Source organism: Methylobacter sp. (genome assembly GCF_004322395.1).
Classification (GTDB): domain Bacteria; phylum Pseudomonadota; class Gammaproteobacteria; order Methylococcales; family Methylomonadaceae; genus Methylobacter_A.
Genome location: NZ_SCTW01000043.1, coordinates 1 through 23162, shown reverse-complemented (window position 1 = coordinate 23162; position 23162 = coordinate 1). Strand labels below are relative to the sequence as shown.

The 23162-nt window shown below is 45.8% G+C and carries 25 protein-coding genes; 6 read left to right on the top strand and 19 right to left on the bottom strand.

The window, feature by feature from the left end; genetic code table 11:
• Positions 1-23: 23 nt before the first annotated feature.
• Genes EPO18_RS05990 through EPO18_RS05980 form a run of 3 tightly spaced genes read left to right on the top strand, consistent with a single transcriptional unit; the run spans position 24 to position 959 of the window.
• Positions 24-344 (top strand): DMT family transporter, encoded by a 321-nt coding sequence (locus EPO18_RS05990; RefSeq protein WP_292431929.1) that lies wholly within the window; start codon positions 24-26, stop codon positions 342-344.
• Position 345: 1 nt separating this feature from the next.
• Positions 346-636: a sulfurtransferase complex subunit TusB gene (gene tusB / locus EPO18_RS05985; RefSeq protein ID WP_292431926.1), complete on the top strand. Its 291-nt coding sequence runs from the start codon at positions 346-348 to the stop codon at positions 634-636.
• Complete coding sequence (locus tag EPO18_RS05980; RefSeq protein ID WP_292431923.1) at positions 627-959, top strand: TusE/DsrC/DsvC family sulfur relay protein; 333 nt, start codon at positions 627-629, stop codon at positions 957-959. Before tusB ends, EPO18_RS05980 begins: the two co-directional genes overlap by 10 nt.
• A 123-nt stretch (positions 960-1082) precedes the next feature.
• Here EPO18_RS05980 and EPO18_RS05975 read toward each other — a convergent pair whose 3' ends face one another.
• From EPO18_RS05975 to trhP, 5 genes are all read right to left on the bottom strand, one after another.
• The gene (locus EPO18_RS05975; RefSeq protein WP_292431921.1) at positions 1083-1475 is read right to left on the bottom strand and encodes an RNA-binding S4 domain-containing protein; all 393 of its coding nucleotides are present in this window, start codon (positions 1473-1475) and stop codon (positions 1083-1085) included.
• A complete protein-coding gene (locus tag EPO18_RS05970; protein ID WP_292431919.1) occupies positions 1476-1835 on the bottom strand; it encodes a rhodanese-like domain-containing protein in 360 nt (119 codons plus the stop codon).
• A gap of 231 nt (positions 1836-2066) precedes the next feature.
• A complete protein-coding gene (ispH, locus tag EPO18_RS05965) occupies positions 2067-3014 on the bottom strand; it encodes a 4-hydroxy-3-methylbut-2-enyl diphosphate reductase (protein ID WP_292431917.1) in 948 nt (315 codons plus the stop codon).
• A gap of 36 nt (positions 3015-3050) precedes the next feature.
• Entirely contained in the window at positions 3051-3536 is a 486-nt protein-coding gene (rraA, locus tag EPO18_RS05960) for a ribonuclease E activity regulator RraA (RefSeq protein ID WP_292431914.1), read from the bottom strand.
• 100 nt (positions 3537-3636) lie between these two features.
• Complete coding sequence (trhP, locus tag EPO18_RS05955; RefSeq protein WP_292431911.1) at positions 3637-4977, bottom strand: prephenate-dependent tRNA uridine(34) hydroxylase TrhP; 1341 nt, start codon at positions 4975-4977, stop codon at positions 3637-3639.
• A gap of 74 nt (positions 4978-5051) precedes the next feature.
• Here trhP and EPO18_RS05950 point away from each other — a divergent pair, with 74 nt between their 5' ends.
• Positions 5052-5180 (top strand): hypothetical protein, encoded by a 129-nt coding sequence (locus tag EPO18_RS05950; protein WP_292431909.1) that lies wholly within the window; start codon positions 5052-5054, stop codon positions 5178-5180.
• Positions 5181-5358: 178 nt separating this feature from the next.
• Here the strand turns inward: EPO18_RS05950 and dtd are convergent, their stop codons facing one another.
• The 14 genes from dtd to EPO18_RS05880 all read right to left on the bottom strand — a co-directional run bounded on the left by dtd (position 5359) and on the right by EPO18_RS05880 (position 21203).
• Complete coding sequence (gene dtd, locus EPO18_RS05945; protein WP_292431906.1) at positions 5359-5802, bottom strand: D-aminoacyl-tRNA deacylase; 444 nt, start codon at positions 5800-5802, stop codon at positions 5359-5361.
• A gap of 23 nt (positions 5803-5825) precedes the next feature.
• Entirely contained in the window at positions 5826-6227 is a 402-nt protein-coding gene (locus EPO18_RS05940; RefSeq protein ID WP_292431903.1) for a gamma-glutamylcyclotransferase family protein, read from the bottom strand.
• Positions 6228-6403: 176 nt separating this feature from the next.
• Entirely contained in the window at positions 6404-7633 is a 1230-nt protein-coding gene (locus tag EPO18_RS05935; protein ID WP_292431900.1) for a pyrophosphate--fructose-6-phosphate 1-phosphotransferase, read from the bottom strand.
• A 236-nt stretch (positions 7634-7869) separates the two neighbouring features.
• Positions 7870-8874 (bottom strand): class 1 fructose-bisphosphatase, encoded by a 1005-nt coding sequence (locus EPO18_RS05930; RefSeq protein ID WP_292431897.1) that lies wholly within the window; start codon positions 8872-8874, stop codon positions 7870-7872.
• A gap of 481 nt (positions 8875-9355) precedes the next feature.
• A complete protein-coding gene (locus tag EPO18_RS05925) occupies positions 9356-10888 on the bottom strand; it encodes a flagellar hook-length control protein FliK (protein WP_292431893.1) in 1533 nt (510 codons plus the stop codon).
• Between the two features lie 48 nt (positions 10889-10936).
• Positions 10937-11374, bottom strand: a complete 438-nt coding sequence (gene fliJ / locus EPO18_RS05920) for a flagellar export protein FliJ (protein WP_292431890.1) — start codon at positions 11372-11374, stop codon at positions 10937-10939.
• Between the two features lie 32 nt (positions 11375-11406).
• Positions 11407-12777 (bottom strand): flagellar protein export ATPase FliI, encoded by a 1371-nt coding sequence (gene fliI, locus EPO18_RS05915; protein WP_292431887.1) that lies wholly within the window; start codon positions 12775-12777, stop codon positions 11407-11409.
• Positions 12774-13646, bottom strand: a complete 873-nt coding sequence (locus EPO18_RS05910) for a flagellar assembly protein FliH (RefSeq protein WP_292431884.1) — start codon at positions 13644-13646, stop codon at positions 12774-12776. The genes fliI and EPO18_RS05910 overlap by 4 nt, the downstream gene beginning before the upstream one ends.
• Positions 13633-14646 carry a flagellar motor switch protein FliG gene (gene fliG, locus EPO18_RS05905; RefSeq protein WP_292431881.1) on the bottom strand — a complete coding sequence of 338 codons (1014 nt, stop codon included), beginning with the start codon at positions 14644-14646 and terminating at the stop codon, positions 13633-13635. Before fliG ends, EPO18_RS05910 begins: the two co-directional genes overlap by 14 nt.
• Positions 14639-16486, bottom strand: a complete 1848-nt coding sequence (gene fliF / locus EPO18_RS05900) for a flagellar basal-body MS-ring/collar protein FliF (RefSeq protein WP_292431877.1) — start codon at positions 16484-16486, stop codon at positions 14639-14641. Before fliF ends, fliG begins: the two co-directional genes overlap by 8 nt.
• A 22-nt stretch (positions 16487-16508) precedes the next feature.
• Positions 16509-16823, bottom strand: a complete 315-nt coding sequence (gene fliE / locus EPO18_RS05895) for a flagellar hook-basal body complex protein FliE (RefSeq protein WP_292431873.1) — start codon at positions 16821-16823, stop codon at positions 16509-16511.
• 59 nt (positions 16824-16882) lie between these two features.
• Complete coding sequence (locus EPO18_RS05890; protein WP_292431870.1) at positions 16883-18280, bottom strand: sigma-54-dependent transcriptional regulator; 1398 nt, start codon at positions 18278-18280, stop codon at positions 16883-16885.
• Positions 18267-19586 (bottom strand): sensor histidine kinase, encoded by a 1320-nt coding sequence (locus EPO18_RS05885; protein WP_292431867.1) that lies wholly within the window; start codon positions 19584-19586, stop codon positions 18267-18269. The genes EPO18_RS05890 and EPO18_RS05885 overlap by 14 nt, the downstream gene beginning before the upstream one ends.
• Positions 19587-19709: 123 nt before the next feature.
• Positions 19710-21203, bottom strand: a complete 1494-nt coding sequence (locus tag EPO18_RS05880) for a sigma-54 dependent transcriptional regulator (RefSeq protein ID WP_472850875.1) — start codon at positions 21201-21203, stop codon at positions 19710-19712.
• A 265-nt stretch (positions 21204-21468) separates the two neighbouring features.
• Between EPO18_RS05880 and EPO18_RS05875 the strand changes: the two genes are divergently transcribed.
• On the top strand, positions 21469-22719 hold the full coding sequence (locus EPO18_RS05875; protein WP_292431864.1) for an HlyC/CorC family transporter: 1251 nt from the start codon (positions 21469-21471) through the stop codon (positions 22717-22719).
• Between the two features lie 109 nt (positions 22720-22828).
• Positions 22829-23162 (top strand): FHA domain-containing protein (locus EPO18_RS05870; protein ID WP_292431862.1); only part of this gene is annotated, 334 nt, incomplete at its 3' end.

The following is a 23162-nucleotide window of genomic DNA, read 5'->3' as shown; positions in this document are numbered from 1 at the left end:
CAAGTACAAAGAAAGGAGTGTTCGTGGCGTGGTTTCTGTTGTTTTCTGCAGGGTTTGCAGAAATCGTATTCGCTTTAAGTCTTAAATATAATCAAGGCTTCACTAAGCTGTGGCCAAGCATCATAACAATGGTGTCCGGCGGTTGTAGTTTTTATTTGTTAATTTTGGCAATTAAAACTTTGCCGCTAGGGACGGCTTATGCCGTTTGGACGGGCATGGGCGCAGTTGGCGTGGCTGTGTTGGGGATCATCTTATTTAAAGAATCTGCCGACTGGTATCGTCTGCTGTCAATTACGCTGGTAGTTGTTGGAATTATCGGTCTTAAATTAACGGACAGCACTTAACGTGCTGCACCTTATTTTTCAGTCACCTATTGAAACCGCCATTTTAGAGCGCATTGACTCCGGCGATGTGGTGATATTTCTTGAAAACGCAGTTCTGCGAATCTTACAAAATGGCAGCATAAGCAATACGCTGGCCCAACAAATCGGCGACACTCGCTTTTGTGTGTTGTCATATGATATTGCCGTGCGCGGAATCGTACCTAATGAGCTAGTTAAAGGGATCGAGGTGATAGATTACGCTGAACTGGTTGAATTGACAGTCAATAACCCGGTTATTCAATCATGGACGTGACAAATCAGGAGTCGCGGCTAAAAACAACCGAACAGGGTTTTTTGATAAATCAGGCAGACTGGAATGAAGATGTAGCAAAACGGCTGGCCGATTTAAACCACATCAAGCTGAGCGATGAGCATTGGGAAATTATTTTGTTTATTCGGCGTTATTATCAGCACTACAAACATCTGCCTAATACGCGGGTTTTTACTAAAGCGATTGCGAAAGAATTGGGCGAAGCAAAAGGCAACAGTCGTTATTTGCATAATTTGTTTCCCGACGGCCCCTTAAAATATGCCTGCAAGTTGGCCGGTTTGCCTAAGCCGCCCACCTGTTTGTAGCAACTCCCCATACGCATCAACTTAAGCAGAAAACCCAAATAGACTAATTAATTCACCACGAAGACACGAAGAAATAAAACTTCGTGTCCTTCGTGGTGATTGCTTTAAGATGATTGTGCAACCCTACCCTTGTTTAAATCGGTGAATCAGACGCCGTTCTTTTTTGTTCGGTTTATGATCTTTGCCGCTAAAATCGAATAACTCCCGCTGCTCACGGTTTTGTATGATTTGCTGCTCGCGCTTGGTAAGACTCTCGGCGGTTTCCTGATAGAGCAAAACAGCTTCTTTAGCTGAACGCCGTTGGCTATTAATGCCGGTAATGGTGATGTCCCAGCGATAATTATCTTTACTGATGGAGAGCATAGCGCCGATTTTGACTTCTTTTCCAGGCTTGACGCGCTGGTCATTGACATGAACCTTCCCACCGGAAATAGCTTCAGCGGCCAATTTGCGCGTTTTAAAAAAACGCGCAGTCCATAACCATTTATCCAAGCGAATAGCGTCCAGTTCAGGCATTCAGACTACTTCATTACCGCTGTCAGTCCATGCCTTAAATCCGCCTGCCATACTGACGGTGTTATTGAATCCCATCTTGTTCAATACTTCGGTTGCCAATGCGGAACGGCCGCCGGATTGGCAATAAACAATGATATGGGCATCTTGTTTATCCTGAAAGTCAGGATGTGAGCCGATCTTGAATTCCAATACCCCACGAGGTATGTTGAACGCGCCAGGTAAGTGGCCTGAGGCATATTCAGAAAGTTCCCTGACGTCCAGGATTAGGCTTGTCTCCAAGGTATTTTTTGCGGCATCAATATCAATTTCAACAATATTTTGTTTGGCTTGAGCGACAAGATCCATTGCGGTAAGAGTCATAATCATCTTTAGGAAAAATAAAAATAATGTTAACAATAATAAGGAGCCGTTTTTTATAGCATTTATTTTTGGCCTGTCATTATTGGCGTTAAGGTTGCTTTTACAACACCAACTATTTTAGATAAAAACGACGGTTTTTGCTCTATATTAATCCGAGCTCAAGGTTGACTCTGCGATGAAAAAAGGCCGGGGCGATCAATCGGTTGAACGACCGTCCCGTAGCGAGGAATGTTAGTTGATGTGTTTTTTTAATTCTCTGGGCAAAGAAAACACCACTTTTTCTTCTATGCCTTGAATCTCAATAGTCGATTGTCCACCCCATTGTTTTAACTGATTGATAACCTCCTGAACCAACACTTCCGGCGCGGAGGCTCCGGCGGTAACGCCAACCACCTCAATACCGTCAAACCAATTTTGTTGCATATCTTTTGCGGTATCAATTAGGTAAGCTTGTTTACCGAGTTGTTCTGCAATTTCGCGCAAACGGTTGGAATTGGAGCTGTTGGGCGATCCGACTACGAGGATAATATCAGCCGTTTTGGCCAGTCCATGAACTGCGTCCTGACGATTTTGCGTGGCGTAGCAAATGTCGTCTTTTTTCTGCTCTTGTATCGCTTTAAAGCGCGCTCTTAAGGCATCCACCATAATCTTGGTATCGGTTATCGACAAAGTAGTTTGAGTCACATAAGCCAAATTATCGGGATTTTTTACCACCAGATTTTTAACGTCCTCCGGAGTTTCTACCAGATAAATACCGCCATTGTCCGTACAGCGTTCATATTGTCCCATTGTCCCTTCAACTTCAGGGTGTCCGGCATGGCCGATCAGGATAACCTCACGGTCCTCTTTCGCATGTTTGGCAACCTGCAAATGAACCTTGGTAACCAGCGGGCAAGTAGCGTCAAAAACAGTTAAATTACGTTCTTTAGCTTCCTGCTGCACTTGTTTGGAAACGCCGTGAGCACTAAAAATCAGATAAGAACCAACCGGCACGTCGGTTAAGTCTTCAATGAAGATAGCACCTTTCTCTTTAAGTCCGTCAACAACCGTACGATTATGAACAACTTCATGGCGAACATAAATGGGGGCGCCGAAAGCCTGAATGGCCTGATCGACAATTTCAATAGCCCGGTCTACGCCGGCACAGAATCCACGGGGGTTAGCGAGTACAATTTGCATATCTTGAGTTCTTTACTAGGTTAATTTGGAGTTATTCTAACTCAACATTGTTTCTGAGACGATAATTCCATCGGCATCAGCGTATAAAAAATGATTTTGTTTGAAATTGACACCGGCAAAAGTGACTAATAAGTCGCGGTCGCCATGGTCTTTTTTATGGCTTTTTAACGGATGCGTATGTAATGCGCGTATTCCTATGGGAAGTTGATTGATGATTTCTGAGTCTCGAATGCAGCCATGAATAACAATGCCCTGCCAGCCATTGGCGATAGCAAGCCTTGCCAAATCAGCGCCCAGCAGAGCGCAACGGTGAGAGCCTCCACCATCAACAACCAGTACCCTGTTGTCGACCTTCTCTTCCAGCACTGTCCTGACTAAAACATTATCTTCAAAAACTTTTACTGTCGTGATTTGACCGCAAAAGCTTGAGTGGCCACCGTATGATTTGAGCAGCGGTTCGGCAATCTGGAAGTGATCTTCCGCTGAATGGGCATCGCAAAGGTCGGCGGTAGTAAAAGTCATGATTTAAGTCTCAAAAGGATATAAAGGCACAAGGCTAAAGGCAAAGGGCGAAAGGCGGCAAGCTTTTTTCGCCTTTAGCCTTGTGCCTTTCGCCTATCTTTTAAGTATATCGCGCCAGCAAGCCATTATCGCCGCATATTTCCGGCAGCGGTATTTTTACTTCATAGCCTCCGCCCGATGCTTCTTCCATGTCTTGTCCATACATGCCTTCCATGCGTTCGACGATAATGTCCTGATTGCCTTCCGGCAATATTAATTCCAGTTTATCGCCAACCGAAAATTTGTTTTTCACATCAATCGTTGCAAGGCCGGTTGACTGATCATAGCTCCTGATTTCTCCGCAAAATTGCTGCTGATGGCTTTTGGAGTAACCGGTCATATAGTTTTGGTGTTCGTGGGTATGGTGGCGCTGGTAAAAACCATCGGTATACCCCCGATTGGCAAGATTTTCCAAAACGCCGATCAGTTCAGGCTGGAATGCACGGCCTGCCAACGCATCGTCAATCGCTTGGCGATAAGTTTGTGCAGTACGCGCTACATAATAATGCGACTTGGTGCGGCCTTCGATTTTGAGGCTATCTACACCGATTTCGACCAGGCGCTGCACATGCTCGATAGCTCTTAAGTCTTTCGAGTTCATGATATAGGTGCCGTTTTCATCTTCCATGACCGGCAACAGCTCACCTTTGCGGCCTTCTTCTTCCAGAAAATATATTTTGTCCGCCAACGGATGTCTTTCTGCGCCGCCACAACTAGCGTTGCTGATATCCGACATCGACAGCGCCGCGCCATCCAGTACGTAATCGCCCTCTGCGTTTTCATGCGCGGGCAATGTGTCGTATTTCCAACGACAGGAATTAGTGCAAGTACCCTGATTAGGATCGCGGTGATTAAAATAGCCGGATAACAAACAGCGACCGGAATAAGCAATGCATAACGCGCCGTGGACAAACACTTCAAGTTCCGTATCTGGGCAAAGCTGGCGGATTTCTTCAACCTCATCCAATGACAGTTCGCGAGACAAAATGACCCGCTCAACACCCATGCTTTTCCAGAAATTGACCGATGCATAATTGACGGTATTGGCCTGCACCGACAGATGTATCGGCATGTCCGGCCAAGCTTCCCGAGTCATCATAATCAAGCCCGGATCGGCCATAATCAACGCGTCCGGCTTCATCGCTATAATTGGGGTAATATCTTTAATAAAGGTTTTAACCTTGGCGTTATGCGGAATCACATTAGTCGCCAGAAAAAACTTTTTGCCGAGCTGATGGGCCTCATCTATGCCCTTGGCCAGATTATCGGCCAAAAAATCATTATTGCGCACCCGAAGGCTATAACGCGGCAGTCCTGCATAAACGGCATCTGCGCCGTATGCAAAAGCATAGCGCATGTTTTTAAGAGTTCCGGCAGGAGAAAGCAGTTCGACTTGTTTCATGTTGAAGTATATAAATGATCTATGTAGGAGTATTCTATCTTAACCCGCTATGCAAGCCAAAATGGGAGGTTCGAATGTGGATAATACTGTTTATAGTCGCACTGCTGTTTGTTTTGGGCAGCGCTCTAATTCTGTTGCGCTCGGCCAAGATGCCGAAAATTCCTGATAATGTGAAAGCGCAGCCTTATGAAGAAGATGATTAGTAGGAGTCGATGTTAAGGTGATTCCCGAGAAAGAAAACCCCATCAAAATCTGATCCACAGAAAAAAGGTCCACGAAAAGCACGAAAGACACGAAAAAACAGTCAAAAATTGCGTTACAGGATTGTTCGTGCTTTTCGTGTCTTTCGTGGACGATTCTTTGGGTCGTATTGGAAATCACCTAACGAGTCGTCCTCAAGGTAAAAGTAACCGGGCCGTTATTGACCAGCGCAACCTGCATATCGGCACCAAACTGGCCGAATTCAACATTGTGGTAAGTTTGCTTCGCCAGTTGTTGCAAATAATCGAACAGTTCCTTGCCTTTTTCCGGCGATGCAGCTGAAGTAAAACTGGGCCGGTTGCCTTTTTCGGTATCCGCCGCTAGCGTGAATTGCGGAACCAGCAATAAACCGCCGTTAATATCCCTCAAACTCAGATTCATACGATCATCGCTATCGGCGAAAATCCGATAATTCAAAATACGCTCCAGCAGACGTTGAGCATCTTTTTCGGTGTCCGCCTTTTCCACAGCAACCAGCGCCATAATGCCGGTGTCGATTTTTCCGATGTCCCGGTTATCGACAGTGACTTTAGCGGTAGTTACGCGTTGGATAATGGTGATCATAAAGTATTACAGACTGACAAGTTTTAAGAGTGGACGGGGATGTATTTCATAATCAGTTCCAAGCCTTCCGGGGAATGGTTGTAGACATAAACCCATGCAGTAACAGTGCGCCCGTCTCTAAGTAACACGGATTGTTTCTGACGATTATATTCGTTGGGTTCGGGGAACTCTGGGCCGCATTCTTCATACTGATCTAGCAATGGAAGCGCAACATCGGCTTGATGAAGTTGATAGACCTCACCCTGCACTGCATCATTGAGATCATCGGAAGGAACTGCGCCGGGGTAGTAATCGATTTTATAAAGCTTGCCGCGGTAGGTTGCCTCATCTACAAATTCGGCATATTTAGCCAAAAGATGATGCATCTCGCTGTTCGTATCACGCCTGAGTGTTCCGTAAACAAAAATATATTCGTCGGGATTCATGATGCGTCGTTTAAAAACGGACACGGAAACATTTTAATCGTTCCGATACTTCTGCCTGGAAACGGCATCTTGTGGCACTCCAGCGTCGCCAACCGTGACGCTGGAGCCCTTCGACAAGACTCAGGACAGGCTTCAATAACTGCGTTCCCACGCCGGAGCGTGGGAACGATGCATTGTTAGTGCCCAACCTCAACCTTGGCACCCTTGGTCTGGCCGATTTCAGCCAAAGTTTGGTTAAACCAAGCTGTATCCAGGTCAAAAGGCTTGCCACCTTTGATACGTGGAAACTCAATCGCACGCAGTACGAAATTTTGATCGTCATCGTGGCCGATCACGCCTGATTCGCGGCGGAATGCACACTCAACGGCAAGATCGGCGCAAGACTTGATCAAACGAATGTCTTCAACATTAGCCGCAGAAGCGCGAGCAAAATAGCCTGATTTTTGTACCAGCGTTTTTTCAGCGCCGATCATTTGTGCGAACTGATCGCCAAACCATTTACCTGGATTAACCGCATCCAGTTTGACGTGGCCGAAAGCGTCGCGCGGCACTTCCTGTCCTTTGGCTTGCATTTCAGCAACGATAGACTCGACACCAGCACCTTCCGAAACGAAGATATTCACGCAATCCACTTTATCCATCACTGCGCGAAGGCGAGCCGCTTCGGCAGCAAGATCGATAGTCATTTCAGGGATAAATACACCATGCACTTCATAAGTCGCACGATCCAGGCCCAGCTCAGGCAGCCATTCGGCGCGATCCAGCAGCTTGCGGTATTCAACAGCCGTCGCGGCAGTCAACCAGCCGCAGCTGCGTCCCATCACTTCATGGACAATCAGCATGCGTGGGTTGGAATTGTTTTCGGCAACAACGTTCCAGAAGTAACGCGCACCCTGCTCTGCAGCCGTCCAGGCGCCCAACGATTGTCTGATTGGGAACACATCGTTATCGACGGTTTTAGGCAGGCCGATAACGGTAAGGCCGTAGTTGTTTTTCGCCAGGAACGCAGCCAGATCAGCCGCAGCAGTATTGGTATCGTCGCCGCCGATAGTGTGCAGAATATCCACGCCGTCTTTGACCAATTGGTCGGCTGCAACTTTCTGCGGATCTTGGCCTTCTTGAACCAATCCGCGTTTAATGCAGTCTTTAACGTTAGTCAGCTTGACGCGGCTGTTGCCGATCACTGAGCCGCCGAAGCGATGCAAAAGACCCGCTTTCTCGCGGATTGCCGGAGTAACTGTATAAAAATCGCCCAACAGCAGGCCCTTATAACCGCTACGGTAGCAGATGATTTCAATCGAAGGATCGATTTCAGTGTAACGCTCGATAAGACTGCCGATGGCTGAGTTTAGGCAAGGGGCCAAGCCGCCCGCCGTAAGAATCGCGACTTTTTTAGGTTTGTTCATGGGAAAACTCAAATAGTGAAATTAAAAAAATAAAATTTTATCATACAGGGAGGCTATTTTTTAGTCTTTCGCACGCTCCGGAGTATGAGAATCGTATAAGTCCAAAGCCAGCTTTGAACTCCAAAAACCACTGACACCGGAGTACAAAGCTGGCTTTGTCTATATGAACAGCAAGAGTAAAAATGGATAGCGAACCATTTTTTAGTCTTTCGCCTTGAGCCTTTTGCCTATCTAAATCAACCTTCCAAATGATACCCAACAATCCGCTCAACCTCGTTTTTCGAACCCAAAATAACCGGAACCCGCTGATGCAGAGCTTTTGGCTTGATGTCTAGGATACGCTCGCGCCCAGTGGAACAAGCGCCGCCCGCTTGCTCAATAATAAAAGCCATCGGATTGGCCTCGTACATAATGCGCAGTTTCCCGGCTCTTGTCGGATCGCGTAAATCGTACGGATACATAAAAACCCCGCCGCGCGTAAGTATCCGGTAGACCTCTGCAACCATCGACGCGACCCAGCGCATATTAAAATCTTTTTTGCGCGACCCTTCGGTACCCTGCAAACATTCGTCTATATAGCGGCGTACAGGAGGCTCCCAAAAACGCTGATTCGACATATTGATCGCGAATTCATTGGTGTCGGTGGGTATCGTCATGTTGGGATGAGTCAGGATAAACTCGCCTATATCCTGGTTCAGCGTAAAACCGTTAACGCCATGCCCGGTTGTTAAAACCATCATCGTAGACGGGCCGTAAAGAACAAAACCCGCGCAAACCTGCTCGGTACCTTTACGCAAAAAATCCTCCAGAGCCGGATCCACACCTTCCCGGCAACGCAATATCGAGAATATAGTGCCTACCGCCAAGTTGACATCGATATTTGAAGAGCCGTCCAATGGATCGAATAATGCCAAATACTTGCCTTTTGGATATTGCGAAGGAATGAAAATAATGTCGTCGATTTCTTCGGATGCCATGCCGGCCAAATGACCTGTCCAGTTCAACGCATCCACCATAATGTCGTTGGTAATAATATCCAGTTTCTTTTGCACTTCGCCTTGAACATTCTCGGAGTCGGCGCTACCTAGCACACCGATCAAATTACCTTGATTAACCAAATGCGAGATTTTCTTACACGCTGTAACTATATCGTTCAGTAACGAAGTAAACGCTCCCGATACTCCCGGCAACTCGCGCTGTTGCTCAATGATAAATTGGGTCAAAGTAACATGGTTGCTCATTCTTTATCGCTCCGATAATGTGTCGTTTTCATAAATACTTTTAATAATATATACAGCTTCTATGTGGACGAGGTTCTGCGGCAACAGCGCCAAAAGTTATCTATTTGTTATTTCAAGCCAATAACATATTGTAAATCATAAAGACCGATATTGATGCCGTTAATGTAGATGTTATTTCCATCGTGCTTTTAGAGAAAATGCATAAAAATAACAATGCTGCTTTACTCACCTTATAACAATCTATTTTTAGACTTTTACAAGAAAAGTTGCAGGCTTTAAATGGTTAACGTATTTAAAAAGGGGGATGAGTCTGATCAAGGCGTAGCGATATCGCAACCTGAATAAGATCAGGCGCTAAGATAACGAGTCGCAGGATTACCTTGACGAAGTCAGAATGAAAAACATCTACTTGAAGACAATTGTATTAGTTACGGCAGTTCAAACTTAACGCCGATTACATGGGGTTTTGCGTACTCTAACGCTAAGCATATAGACTCAACAAGCCCTTGCTGACTACAGCCCGTCCGCTTTCAATTTCTTGCTCGACATCATCAACTTCGTCGATAGCACCATCCATTACGCCTTGCCCACGGCCCGATGTTTGCGCAAAAGTTTGCGATTGCGAACGTCCTTGATCCGACGCGGAACCTTGAGAGACATTCACCTCTACCAGATTGAGCTGCTGGGCACTCATCATTTCCCGTAGCTTGGGAATGGAAGCTTCAAGAGTTTCTCTTACAGCAGCGTGCTGCGCAGTAAATGCCACAGTTGCCTTATCGTCAGTCACATCGACACGAACCGATATAGGGCCAAGATGCTGCGGATTCAGCCTGATTTCGGCCGAAGGTATTGCTTTGCTGCTCATCCAGACAATCCGCTCTCCTATATCCTTATTCCATTCCGGGTGCGATAGCGGTTTGGTTATTGCCGGAATGTCTGCTTTATTGTCAACAACGGGTTTGTTAGGCTGAATGATGTCTGTTGCGAACCGAGGCAAAGTCTTTTCCACATCATTTAAGTCCCGCTGCTCAACCTGCCCGGCCTGTTCGGATTGCCCGGCATTTCTAAAATATTTTAAGTTAACGTCCTGCTGATTTTGATCCGGCTCACGAGAGGCAGCTTCACTTTGCAGAACTTCACCCGAAATTTTCGTTATCTGATTCGGTTTAGTATGCTCAGTCGATGGTTTTATAAATGACAGCAGCCCATCCTCTTTAATTGTATTTGTAGGTGGTAAATTATTGGCTGGTTTTCCTTGCTCAACTGGAATTACCGAAGGAAGAATGATGGTTGCCAACAACTCTTCTGCTCCTTGATTCTCTGTAACAGCTGCTACCTGTGCTTCACCTTCATCCTGCTTCTTATCAGGTTTATTATTTGATTGCTTTAAATCCATTTGAATCGGAGCATCTTTCGGCATTTGCTCTGCTACATCGACCGCCGCCTCTGACGAGCTTTGTTCAACCGGGACAGTTTTTTCAACGATATTTTGTTCAGTAGGAACAGCCGTTGCAATGACATCATTGCTATTTTGTTGAGAAGAAACAGTCATCGCAACCGCATCTTTACTATTCTGTTGGGCAGGAACGGTCGTTGCAATCACATCTTTGATGTTTTGCTCAGCCTCTGCCGCTTTTTCTCCAGCAGTAGCACCAAAGGTAATATATTTTAATGTGTCGGTCACCGCAGCCAACGCAGCCTCATGATCAACATCGTCCTTTGTTTTGTATGACGGCGGCAAATCATTGCCTAATAAAGCGGCAAAATTTTGCGTATCTACAGGTAATCCGGCAATGCTTGGCGGAGCATTAACGCCTTGCAAAACGGACTGATCCAATACCTGCAAAGGCAACGAATCTTCAGTTTTTATATTACTCAACAACTCGATCTGCGCCACCAATGCCTCCGAAAAGCCTTCGGAAATAACGCTACCATCGGTCAAAGGCGCCGACGCATTTTCAACCATTACGCTGTTTGGTGCTATAGAGGATAAATTTGTACTTTCAATATTCATATTAATCTCCTGAGATTCCACAGGTTATTAAGCATTTATCATGCCGCTTTAATTATTCCGGCCGATTCTGGATGCCCGCTCATCCTGTTCCTGCTGCTCTCGTTTTGCTTCCTGCCTCATTTCTACCATTAAAGCCGAATCGCAGACTTTTTGCAGACTTTGAGTTTTATTATGCAGATCCTCCCAGATTTTTCTTTTGGCCGCTAATTCAGCTTCAATTGCGCTCAGCACCTGTTCTTGGCCTATTATTGCCTTATCGAGCTTATCAATAAACGATCTAAACTCCAGCAGCTGTGCAACATTGACGCCCTTAATACCCAACTGATCGAATCTATGCTGATATTCCTGCCGATAGTTTCTTAAACCTTCAACTTGAGCCTGCATGGACTGGAGTTTTCTCTGAACTGCACCCAGCACTTCCAAAGCGTTTTTTTCCTGTGCCGCCTTAATATCCACAATCGTTTTAATACGTTGCGATTTTTTCACTTAATGTACTCTGTCTCTCAAAGGAACTTGGATTATCTGCCGGTAGTAGCCGTCCTGTTTACGCCGAGCAACAATGCCAGGTCTTGCAAGCTCCGATTCATATCGACCGACTCATCCATGTCCTGCTGCAGAAAATCTAAAATCGCCGGATTTTTTTCAATCGCTTTATCGATTCTGGGATCCGATCCAGCCTGATAAGCGCCTACACTGATTAAATCGCGGTTTTGCTGATAAAGTGAATATAATCGTCTCAACTCGCGTGCCATCTGCAAATGGCCGACATCGATAATATCCGGCATAACGCGACTGATTGAAGCCTCTACATCGATGGCAGGAAAATGGCCCGCTTCGGCCAGACTTCTGGACAATATGATGTGGCCATCCAGCACTCCTCTGGCCGCATCGGCAATAGGGTCATTGGTATCATCGCCTTCGGCCAGAACAGTATAGAATGCGGTTATAGAGCCCCCTCCGTGATCGGCATTACCGGCGCGTTCCACCAAATGCGGCAATTTGGCAAAAACCGAAGGCGGATAGCCTTTGGTGGCAGGAGGCTCATCGATGGCTAGGGCAATTTCACGATGCGCCTGCGCAAATCGCGTTAATGAATCCATCAACAACAAAACATCAAGTCCCTGATCGCGAAAATACTCGGCAATACTGGTTGACAATAACGCGGCATGAACACGCATCAAAGGCGGACAATCCGCAGGCGAAACGACCACCACTGCTCTTTTAAGTCCCTCTTCACCCAAGGTTTTCAGCACGAACTCATTAACTTCTCGTCCCCGCTCGCCGATCAGCCCGACAACAACAATGTCAGCGGTAGTAAATTTGGTCATCATGCCCAGCAGCACACTTTTTCCAACACCGGTGCCGGCAAACAAGCCCATACGTTGTCCGCGGCCCACGCTGAGCATCGAATTTATCGCTCTAACTCCAACATCAAGCGGTTCGCGTATCGGCTTTCGGGACAAAGGGTTAATCGGTACGCCATTGAGCGAAATCAGCGCATCGGTTTTAAGCGGACCTTTGCCGTCAATCGCATTTCCAGCACCATCCAGCACCCGCCCCAGCAAACCGAAACCTACTTTAGCCAGACTGTTTTTACCCATCGGAATGACCCGGCAATCCGGCTCAAGCCCATGAACTTCGGCAGTTGGCATCAAAAAAATTCGCGCATCGGAAAAACCCACGACTTCCGCTTCAACCATTCTGCCGCTTTTAGTCTCGATTCGGCAGCGGGAGCCAATAGCTGCCCGGCAACCCACTGCTTCCAGCGTCAGTCCAACCATACGGGAAAGCCTGCCTTCGACAACAAGCTCAGGCACCTCTTTCAGTTTTTCAGAATACGGTTTTAATTTAGCGAGCCAAATCTGCGACCGGTCTGCAACTGGAATCACGGGCTTTTACCATCGGCAACCGCTCCTGCATCGCTTAAGCCATCAACTTTTGACGCTCCCGGTAACTGCTCCGTGCGTTGCCCTACCTCCCCCGTCTGTGGGGTTGTATCTCCTGATCCGCCCCCTATGGGCGAAGGAAATGCCGCAAGATTACCGGAAGCAGTCGCGGCCGCACTGTCGTGCTCCCGCTCACCGCCCAATAGAGTTGCGATAACTGCGGCCAATCTGTGCTCTACAGTCGCGTCCACATGTGAAATATCGGTATCGACTTCGCAGCCGCCGCGCGTAATCAACGGATCTTCAACTATGCTCCAGCTTGGCGACACATCATCCAGCGCTAATGCGGTTCGCATCAATTCAGCATCTTCAGGGTGTAATTTCAAAGTAATTTTTTGTGATGTCAGAGGCAAGACATTGAGTGTTTCTCGAACAACGGCAACGATTTGTCCAGGGTCTGATTTAATTTCACGACGTATTATTTGCGTTGCAATACCTATAACCAGCTTAACCAGTTCCTTTTCCACTTCTTCATCAAGACGTTTAAACGGCTCGCTTAAAGATTCCAAAAGACTAATCAGTATCGCCGCTTGGCCTTGCAATAAGTGCAAATTATCCTCGTAGCCTTTTTTTGAGCCCTCATCAAAACCTTGCTGAAAACCATGCATTTTGCCCTGCGCGAATGCTTCGTCATACGCCTGCTTTTGCATGGCTTCAATTTCATCAACCGTTAAAATAGGTGTCGGCTCATCCTCAAGTTCCACCGTCTCCGAGTCCCTCAGAGCATCTGCCCCGGAGACATCCGGCATACTCCATAATCTTAACGATTCCAGCTCGGAGGCTGTGAATCTGGGCGTCTTATATGAGTTCATCACCACCTATACCCATCTGTATTTCGCCTGCATCGGCTAGTTTTTTAGCAATAGCCAATATATCTTTCTGCGCCAACTCCACTTCGCTGATCTTGGCCGGAGGAGAAGCTTCCAAGTCGTCACGGAGCATTTCCGCAGCACGCTTGGACATATTGCTGAATATTTTTTCCTTAAGCTCACTGCCTACACCGCGTAACGCCAGTAACAATTGTCCGGTTGAAACTTCGCGCAACAATGTTTGCATACCTCTTTCATCAATCGTAGTAAGGTCTTCAAAGGTGAACATTTTCTCCTGAATTTCTTGAGCCAATTCAGACCTATGCTCGGCAATTCCCGACATCACTAAATCAGCCGCACCGCCATCCAGGAAGTTTAAAATGTTAGCCACTGCATCCACACCGCCGATATTTGTCGACTTAACATTATCGGAGCCGGTTAATTGTTTTTCCATGATTTGATCCAGCTCACGCAGGGCGGCTGGCTGTATGCCTTTCATTGTTGCAATTCTCATCATCAAATCGGAACGCATAGCTTCGGGCAAGAACATCATCACATCAGCCGCCTGTTCACTATCCATCAAGGACATAATAGTCGCGACAATTTGAGGATGTTCCAATCGAATCATATCTGCAATCGATCGGGTATCCATCCATTTCAGCTGCTCAATACCCTTGGTGTTGCCGCCCTGTAAAATCCGGTCAAGAATACTGTTTGCTTTATCTGCACCCAAAGCGCTGATTAACACAGTGCGGATATATTCATCGGTATCCATACCCAGAGCCGTCTGGTTCTTTACCGCGACAATAAATTCCTCAACCACTTCATCCATCATATCTATGGAAATTTCGCCCACGCTTGCCATGGTGATGCCCAAAGTCTGCACTTCTCGGGGAGTCATGTGCTTTAAAACCATCGCCGCCCTATCCATGCCCAAAGCCAGCAACAATACAGCGGCACGATCAATTTGGTTTAAGTCTTTTTTTGGTTCCGCTTTAGCCATCTTTTCGAACCCATGATTTAATAACTTGCGCGACTACTTTCGAATCGTCATCGACCAATCTTTTCACATATTCCAAGCGGTGTTCGTAACTCTGAGGCGTCTCCAGAAGCAACAGATCCTGCATTTCTTCGGGCATGGTAAAATTTACGGTATTCTGGCCGGCCGGTACAGCGACAGGCTGTCCATGCTCATTAAAACGAACAGTTCCTCCTATAGCGTGAGCCTTTTCTTGTGCCTCAGCCAAAGCTAAGGCTTTTTTCTCTTCTATGTCCCGACCGACGAGACTGCGCATGGTCGGGCGCAATACTCCAAAAAGCAGGAATAATACAGCCAACACCGCAGCAACTTGTTTCATAAGATCAAGAAACCAGCCTTGTTCCCAAAGAGGCGTTGCCGGCAATGCCTCAACAAGTTCGTCCAGTTTAAAAGCCACATTAGTGACTGTAACTTGGTCGCCCCGACTACTGTCAAAACCGACAGCCTGCTTTACCAGATCGCTAAAACGATTGATATCTTCCTGCGAATAAGGCTGTGCTTTAGCGGTACCGTCGCTCTGGGCTACACGCCGATCATCGACAACTACGGCCACGGACAATCGGCGCAACGCTCCTGTAGCTAACCGGGTATGGGTAATAGTTTTATCCAGCTCATAATTTCTGGTTGCATTTTTTGCGACTGAACCGGATGGAGCTGGTGAATTTACTGCCGCAGTACCCGGCGGTGTAGTAGCTCCCGTATTTGCCGCAACGGAACCAGGTGCTGCCGCTGGCGTTGTTTCCGGAGCAGTGCCTGCTGGAGTCGGTTGATTTGATAACGCGCCGGGGACTCCTTGAATAGCCGACAATGAACTTTTCTCTTCCGATGTTTGCTCGCTTCTTAAAGCCGGCAAATCCGGATTGAACATTTCCTGGGTTCTGTCTGTCTCGGTAAAGTCCACATCCGCTGAAATTTGCACACGCATTCCATCGCTTCCGACCAATGGCGACAAAATATTTTCAATCCGTCCCATTAGATGCTCTTCAATATTTTTCTTATATTCGAATTGTTTGGAGGTCAAATTACCCGCTACTGATGAGTCATTGCTGTTTAATAGCTGACCCTTTTGATCGACAACTGTCACTTGCTCAGCGTCCAGTTGCGGCACACTGGAAGCCACTAGATGAATAATTGATTCAACTTGGCCTTTATCCAGCGATCTGCCTTGATATAAATTGACTATGACTGAAGCGCTAGGCTTCTTGCGCTCTCGCACAAACACCGACTGAACAGGAACAGCTAACAGTACCCTGGCCGTTTTTACATTCTGGATAGACATAATGGTTCGTGCAATCTCACCTTCCAAGGCCCGTTGGAAGCGTACTGTTTCAATACTTTTGCTGGTGCCGAAGCCCTGATCTTTATCCAGCAACTCATACCCCAGGCTATTACTTTTGGGCAAACCCTGCGCCGCTAATTTAAGCTTTACTGTGCTCACCTGATCCATCGGCACCATAATAGCGCCGGAACCGGTTTCGACTTTATATTTAATATTTTCTTTATTAAGAACTTCAAGAATTTCAGCCACATCACTTTCACCGATTTCGGAATACAAGCGTCCATAAGAAGGTTCCTGTGACCATAATACAATAGCAACGCCAATAGCGACGCTCAAAGCCAGACCCAGCATTAATCCGATCTGGCGTGCTATGGTCAGCCCGGCCAGACCTTTAATAGCGGGATGCGCATCGACCTTGGTCGCAAAAATATGAGACGCCTCACCTTCAAGATGATCCTTGCCCTTTGCCGTTGGATCATGCTGGCGATTTGCTTCAATTAAACTGTTACCGCTCTGTTCGCTCATTTTTTAATTACTGTTTGCCGCACTACATTGGCATATTCATGACATCTTGATAGGCTTCAACTAATTTATTCCTGACCTGCAGCATTGCCTGAAATGAAACACTCGCTTTTTGCGAAGCCACCATAACCTCAGCCAAACTTACATTAGTATCGCCCGATTCAAAAGCTTCCGTCATTTTTCCGGCGGTTTGTTGGGTGTCATTAACAGCGCCAATGGTCTGCTTGAGCATTGCGGCAAAATCGGCGCCGCCACCGCCAGTCTCTTGTACTTTGCTGCCGGCTTCAAGAGACATTGCCCGCATTTGAGCCAAAACTTGATTTACATTCATCTCACTCATGGGTTTTTCCTCTTACTTTCTTAATAGTACAGAGCTTGAAGCATTTTTAATGCCACATGTTAACATGAAATAATAATGCCGGAATCTTTCATCCTGGCCATCTTATAGCGGAGCGTTCTAGGACTGATACCCAGTTTTTCAGCGGTTATCTTACGGCTACCGTTTTCCATCTGTAATGTCTGCAAAATGATGCTTTCTTCGGCGGAACGAACACCTTCACCCAAACCGACAACCTCTTGTTTTTCATCTTTAAAGTCAGGAATAGACGGGGTGTGCAATCTCGCTGTAACCTCGGATGAAGAACTGATCGTAGTCATCGAATATAAGTCCTCAAACACTAAATCATCCACTGTAATCTTGTCGCCGGTTCGCAAAATTAGAGCCCGTTGCACCACATTATCCAACTCCCTTACGTTACCTGGCCAGTTGTAAGTCAGCATTTTTTCAATAGCCTTATTATCGAATTCAGGCAATTTTTTGCCTTCCTGACTATGCCGCTGCATCAATTCCTGTGTCAACGGCAAAATATCGCCCGGCCTGTCACGTAACGGCGGGATATTAATAGGAAACACGCTAAGACGGTAATATAAATCCTCGCGGAACCCTCCTTGTTCGACTTGATTTTTTAGTTTCTGATTAGTGGCCGCCAAAATTCTGACATTCAGTTTGATTTTTTTTGAACTACCCAAACGCTCCACTTCCTTTTCTTGCAATACCCGCAGTAATTTTGCCTGCAAGCCTAAATCCATTTCGGCTATTTCATCCAACAGCAAAGTACCGCCTTGCGCTTGTTCGAATTTTCCCGGCATAGCCTGAACGGCTCCGGTATAAGCGCCTTTTTCATAACCGAACAACATCGCTTCGAGCATATTTTCAGGAATAGCCGCGCAGTTCACTGCGATAAAAGGCCCTTGATGGTATGTTGAATTCTGATGGATATAGCGAGCAATAACCTCTTTACCGGTTCCACTTTCGCCCTGCAACAATACAGTGACATCGGTTTTAGCGACTTTGGCCGTCAGGTTATAGAGTTTTTTCATGCTGTCGTCTTGCACGATTCGCTGATCATCTACTGTATTGGCGGCTGCCGGATTGGCAACCACATAATCGGCCACTTTGTTTACCAGCGCCTGTGCATCGAATGGTTTGATCAAGTAGTCCGAAGCACCTGCCTGCATCGCTTCGACGGCCTTGGGAATGGTTCCGAAAGCGGTCATCAGCAACACCGGAGTCTCGGAATATTTATGCTGCATATTCTTCAGTAATTGAAAACCGTCCATAACCGGCATCTGCACATCGCTAACGACCAGTTTAAACTGGCCGTGCTCCAGCTTGATTAATGCTTCGGTGCCGTTGCGAGCCGAAACTACATGATAGCCGCTTATTTCCAGGGTATCGCAAAGTGCTTCGCATAACGACAAATCATCTTCAACGACCAACACATCATACTGTTTCATGGCTCAGTTCTCCTTGATTATGGCTTTGATGGTGATTTTTACCGGACAAATCTGTCTGGAACAGATTTGCATTTACCCGAAGGGCATCAGGCTGGATAGCCTTATGTGAAAAACCGCCCGGCAACAAATTATATGCCTGATTTATACAGGGCAGGACTAATGAAAAAGCAGTGCCTTGTCCCAGAACCGACTCAACCTGGACATCGCCTCCATGCGCTTTCACTACACTGTCGACGACAGCCAAGCCCAAACCGGTACCGTAAGTCTTGGTGGTAAAGAACGGTTCGAAAATCCGCTGCCTAAGTTCTTTATCAATGCCTGGACCATTGTCTTTAATGACGATCCGCAGCTTACCCCCATCAAGCTGATCCAGTTTGATAGATACGCATCCCGCCTGCCCTACCGCATCGACCGCATTATTCAATAAATTAAGCAACGCACCGCGCAAGGCGTTTTCATTACCCAGCATTACATCATTTTGCACCTGATTGATAATCTGCAAATCAATCCCACCGCTGCCGGTATATTCTTTTACCGATTCCCTGAGATGATCTAATAGCTCGGCCAATGAAAAAGTCTCCATTGCCAAGCGCCCGTCTTTAGCAAAGATCAACATATCGTTGACTTGCCTTTCCAAATATTGCAGGCGCTCAAGAATTTTTTGCGAAAACCGCTGCCGCTTTTCATTATCCAATACCGGACTGCTCATTTGCGATGCGTAGAGAATTGCTGTCGCCAGCGGCGTTCTGACCTGATGCGCCATACTCGCGACCATTTCCCCCATTGCCGATAACTGCTTTTGCTGATTCAGCATATCCTGCAAGTTTCGCATTTCACTGACATCGGATAACAAAACGATTTGTCCGGAATCGGTAGGATCATTATGTGCGATGTCTCTACTAACGGTCATATTGACCCGTTTGCCGTTACGCAATTGGCGCTCATGAGGATTACCAACAACCGGAATCAGGCTGCGGACGACCACATCGGGCCAATTCATGCCGATCAACGGTTCGCCTAAAAAATCAATCGCTACCGCATTACAATCCAGAACTTTCCCGTCCGCATCCAACACAATAACGCCGGCCGGAAGCGCTGCCAGTATTTTCTCCAAGCGGCTGGCAAGTTTTTCTTTTTCTTCAAGCGTTTTAAGCCGTTCACTATGGGCGAAGGCAAGTTCGCCATGCAGTTTAGCAACTTGCTCTTCCAATCCTTGATATGAAACGGATAAATTTTGGGATAGCTCGTTAAAAATGCGGAACGCATCGGTAAGCTGCTCGGTTTTCTTAATTTTATGAGTATTCATGTCTGATCGCTCTGATTTACTACAACTTAAACTTGTTTAAACTAAATAAGCAAAAAACAGACCAAATATTATTTTATTTATTTTCAATACCTTAAAATAAGACGCCAAAAAAATGACTTTCTTTTAACGCTGCAAATCATATTTGCGTAATTTTTCAACCAACGTCGTACGCCGCATATTCAAGCGTTTAGCTGCATGAGCCACCACCCCACTACATTCGTTTAACGCCTGACGTATCAAATCGACCTCTAAAACATTCAAGTATTCTTTCAGATCTATACCCTGCTCCGGCAACTGCGCTAAAGCGCCGGATGAACCCTCAAAAGCACCGACAACTTCAATTTGCCCGAGCTGATCATCATCTTCTTCTAAATTAACTGATTCCGTATAATCAATAATTTCTTCAGAAGCCTTATATTTTTGAAACTTTTCCGGTAGATCAGCCGCCTCAACGAGTCCTTTGGGATTAATAATGGCTAATCTTTCAATTAAATTTGCCAGTTCCCTGACATTACCCGGCCACTCATGTTGCATCAGCACGGTTAATGCCGCATTGGTGAGCCGCACTGAACCGCGATTTGACGCTTCCATGCGGGCGATAAGATCATTCACTAACAAGGGAATGTCTTCAACCCTGTTCTTTAAGGCAGGTATTTCGATAGGAAAAACATTTAGGCGGTAAAACAGGTCTTCTCGAAACCGGTTCTCTTTAATCTCATTTTCTAAATACCTGTGCGTAGCAGCAATAACCCGCACATCGCAATGTATGGTTTTGTTGCTGCCTACGCGTTCAAAAGTACGTTCCTGCAATACGCGCAATAACTTGACCTGCATAGCCAAAGGCATATCGCCGATTTCATCCAGAAAAAGCGTCCCGCCTTCGGCCATTTCAAAGCGGCCTTGCCGAGAGGTTAAAGCTCCGGTAAACGCTCCCTTTTCATGACCGAACAGCTCGCTTTCCAGCAATTCACCTGGAATCGCGCCGCAATTAATAGGTACAAATGGTTTTTCTTTGCGTAAAGAACCATCATGCAAAGCCCGGGCAACGACTTCTTTTCCTGTTCCCGATTCGCCCAGAATCAAAACCGTCGCGTCCGATTCCGCAACCTGATCAATCAACTTACGGATACCAGCAATAGCCTGACTTTTACCTTTTAGCCGCTCAACTGAAGACGAACGACGATCAGGCGTCTCACGCACCGTAAAATTTGTTGCGGCACCGGATACTGCCGGCAATTTATCCAGTATCGGTTTCAGGATAGGATAGGTAGTCGGCCACTCCAGCACTTGGGACACGCTATTAGCGATTAAGGTAGATAACTGAAGCCCAGTGCCTTTATTAATTACTAGGATGACAGGAATTTTATCAGCCCGTCCGATAATATCACTGACCACAGTTGCCTGTTTATCGATGCCGTCACCGACAAAAACCCCGCATAACTGATCGGTTTCGTTAAAATAAGGCGCATATTCCGTAGAACCAACTGCTTCTATGCTGTATCCCATAAACTGAAAAACCGCCTCCAGCTGTTGGATTCTTGTTTTATTATCATCAATTAACAAAATACGCGGCAACGCCATATTTTCACACTCATCACTCTCATTATTATTGGCCATTGGAATTGACCTTACATCTTCCGCAACAATACCTGCTGCTCATCACTCAGCATTGCCTTACATCATCCATTTTAATTTTAGCTGCTTAATAAAGTTAAGCATCGAATCAGTATTATGTCAAAATTCTTTTTATTTCATGCTGTTCTATGATCTTTTTAATGTTATTTACACAAATAGATCAATCTACTAAGTTATCTCTACGCTTGACAAAAATTTCTCATCATAGACACTAGGGCTGTTTTCACAACCCAAGGAGGCGCTTTCTTTGAACGATATGTCCCTTAGTATGTTGTTTGGCATACTTGCCACCATGCTTATTCTTTCTGCTTTTTTCTCCGGCTCGGAAACAGCTTTGATGACGCTAAACCGGTATCGTTTAAGACATCTGGTTAAGCTGAAACATTCCGGCGCAATCAAAGCGCATACATTATTACAACGGCCTGAACGCTTGCTCGGCCTGATTTTACTGTGCAACAATTTTGTTAATAATTTTGCATCGTCAATAGCGACTGTCATTGCCATTAAGCTCTACGCCGATGAAGAATCCAGTGTCGCTATCGCTGCGGTAATTTTGACTATCGTGATGCTGATATGCTCAGAAGTAACGCCCAAAACGATTGCTGCGATCAAACCGGAGCCGCTTGCCTTCCCTGCCGCCTGGGTTTATACGCCTTTGCTAAAAATCCTTTATCCTATCGTTTGGCTCGTTAATTTATTTGTTAATCAATTACTTAGAATAATTCGTATCGATATCCAAAAAAATCACCATGAGGTAATCAATAAAGACGAATTAAAAAGCATTATCAGCGATGCAGAAAGCTTAATGCCTCCACGCTACCAAAAAATGCTGATGGGTATACTCGATCTTGAATCGGCGACGGTTGAAGACATCATGACGCCTCGCAATGAAATTATCGGCATAGACCTTGACTGGCCGATTGAAGACATCGTCAACCAAATAAAAACCAGTCCGCATATCCGATTACCTGTTTATAAAACCAGCATTGACAGAATTATCGGTTTTATTCATTTAATAAAAATACTTGCGCTGGTTAATCAGGAAGATTTTGACAAGCAGACCATAATAAATCACTTGGACAAACCCTCGTTTATCCCTGACAGTACACCGGTGCACAATCAGATGCATCGATTCAAACATGAAAAGATCCGCATAGGTTTGGTAGTCGATGAGTATGGCGATGTGCAAGGGCTGGTTACACTTGACGATTTACTTCAGGAAATCGTAGGTGAATTGATTACAGACGAGGTCGCTGTAAGAGTCCAAAATGACGGCAGCTATCTGGTCGATGCCAATATTACAATCAGGGAATTAAACCGCATCACTCAATGGTCGTTACCCACAGAAGGGCCAAAGACACTTAACGGACTCATCATCGAGTTTATGGAAACCATACCTGAAATCGGAACCAGCATTAAACTGCATGACTACCCTCTGGAAATCTTAAAACGGGACGAGAATAGTGTTAAGTTGGTTAAATTTTTGCCCAGAAAATAAATTCTTATCACAATATAAATAAGCCATAATCAAAAAAATGGAATTTCTTGAATAACTAAAATAATACCGTCTATAATCAAAGTTCGTTTAAAGATGTGTTACCACAACAATGGCAAAACTCACTGTTTTTTTTAAAGATAAAGCAATCCATTCGGGCCTGTTTGAAAACGGTATTGTGCGTATCGGACGCGATGAAACCAATGATTTAACTATTGATAGCTTGGCAGTCGCTCCGGCTCATGCCGTTATAGTTATTCGTGACGCTGACTACACTATCAAGCAACTCAATGATGAATTTCCGCTTATCATCAACGGTGAAAAAATCAAAACATGCAACCTCAATAACAACGACACTATATCCCTGGGAAAGCATGACATCATTTTCAATACTACTGAATCGGTATTGAATAGCCTCATTGATGAAGATGTAAAATCACTTAATC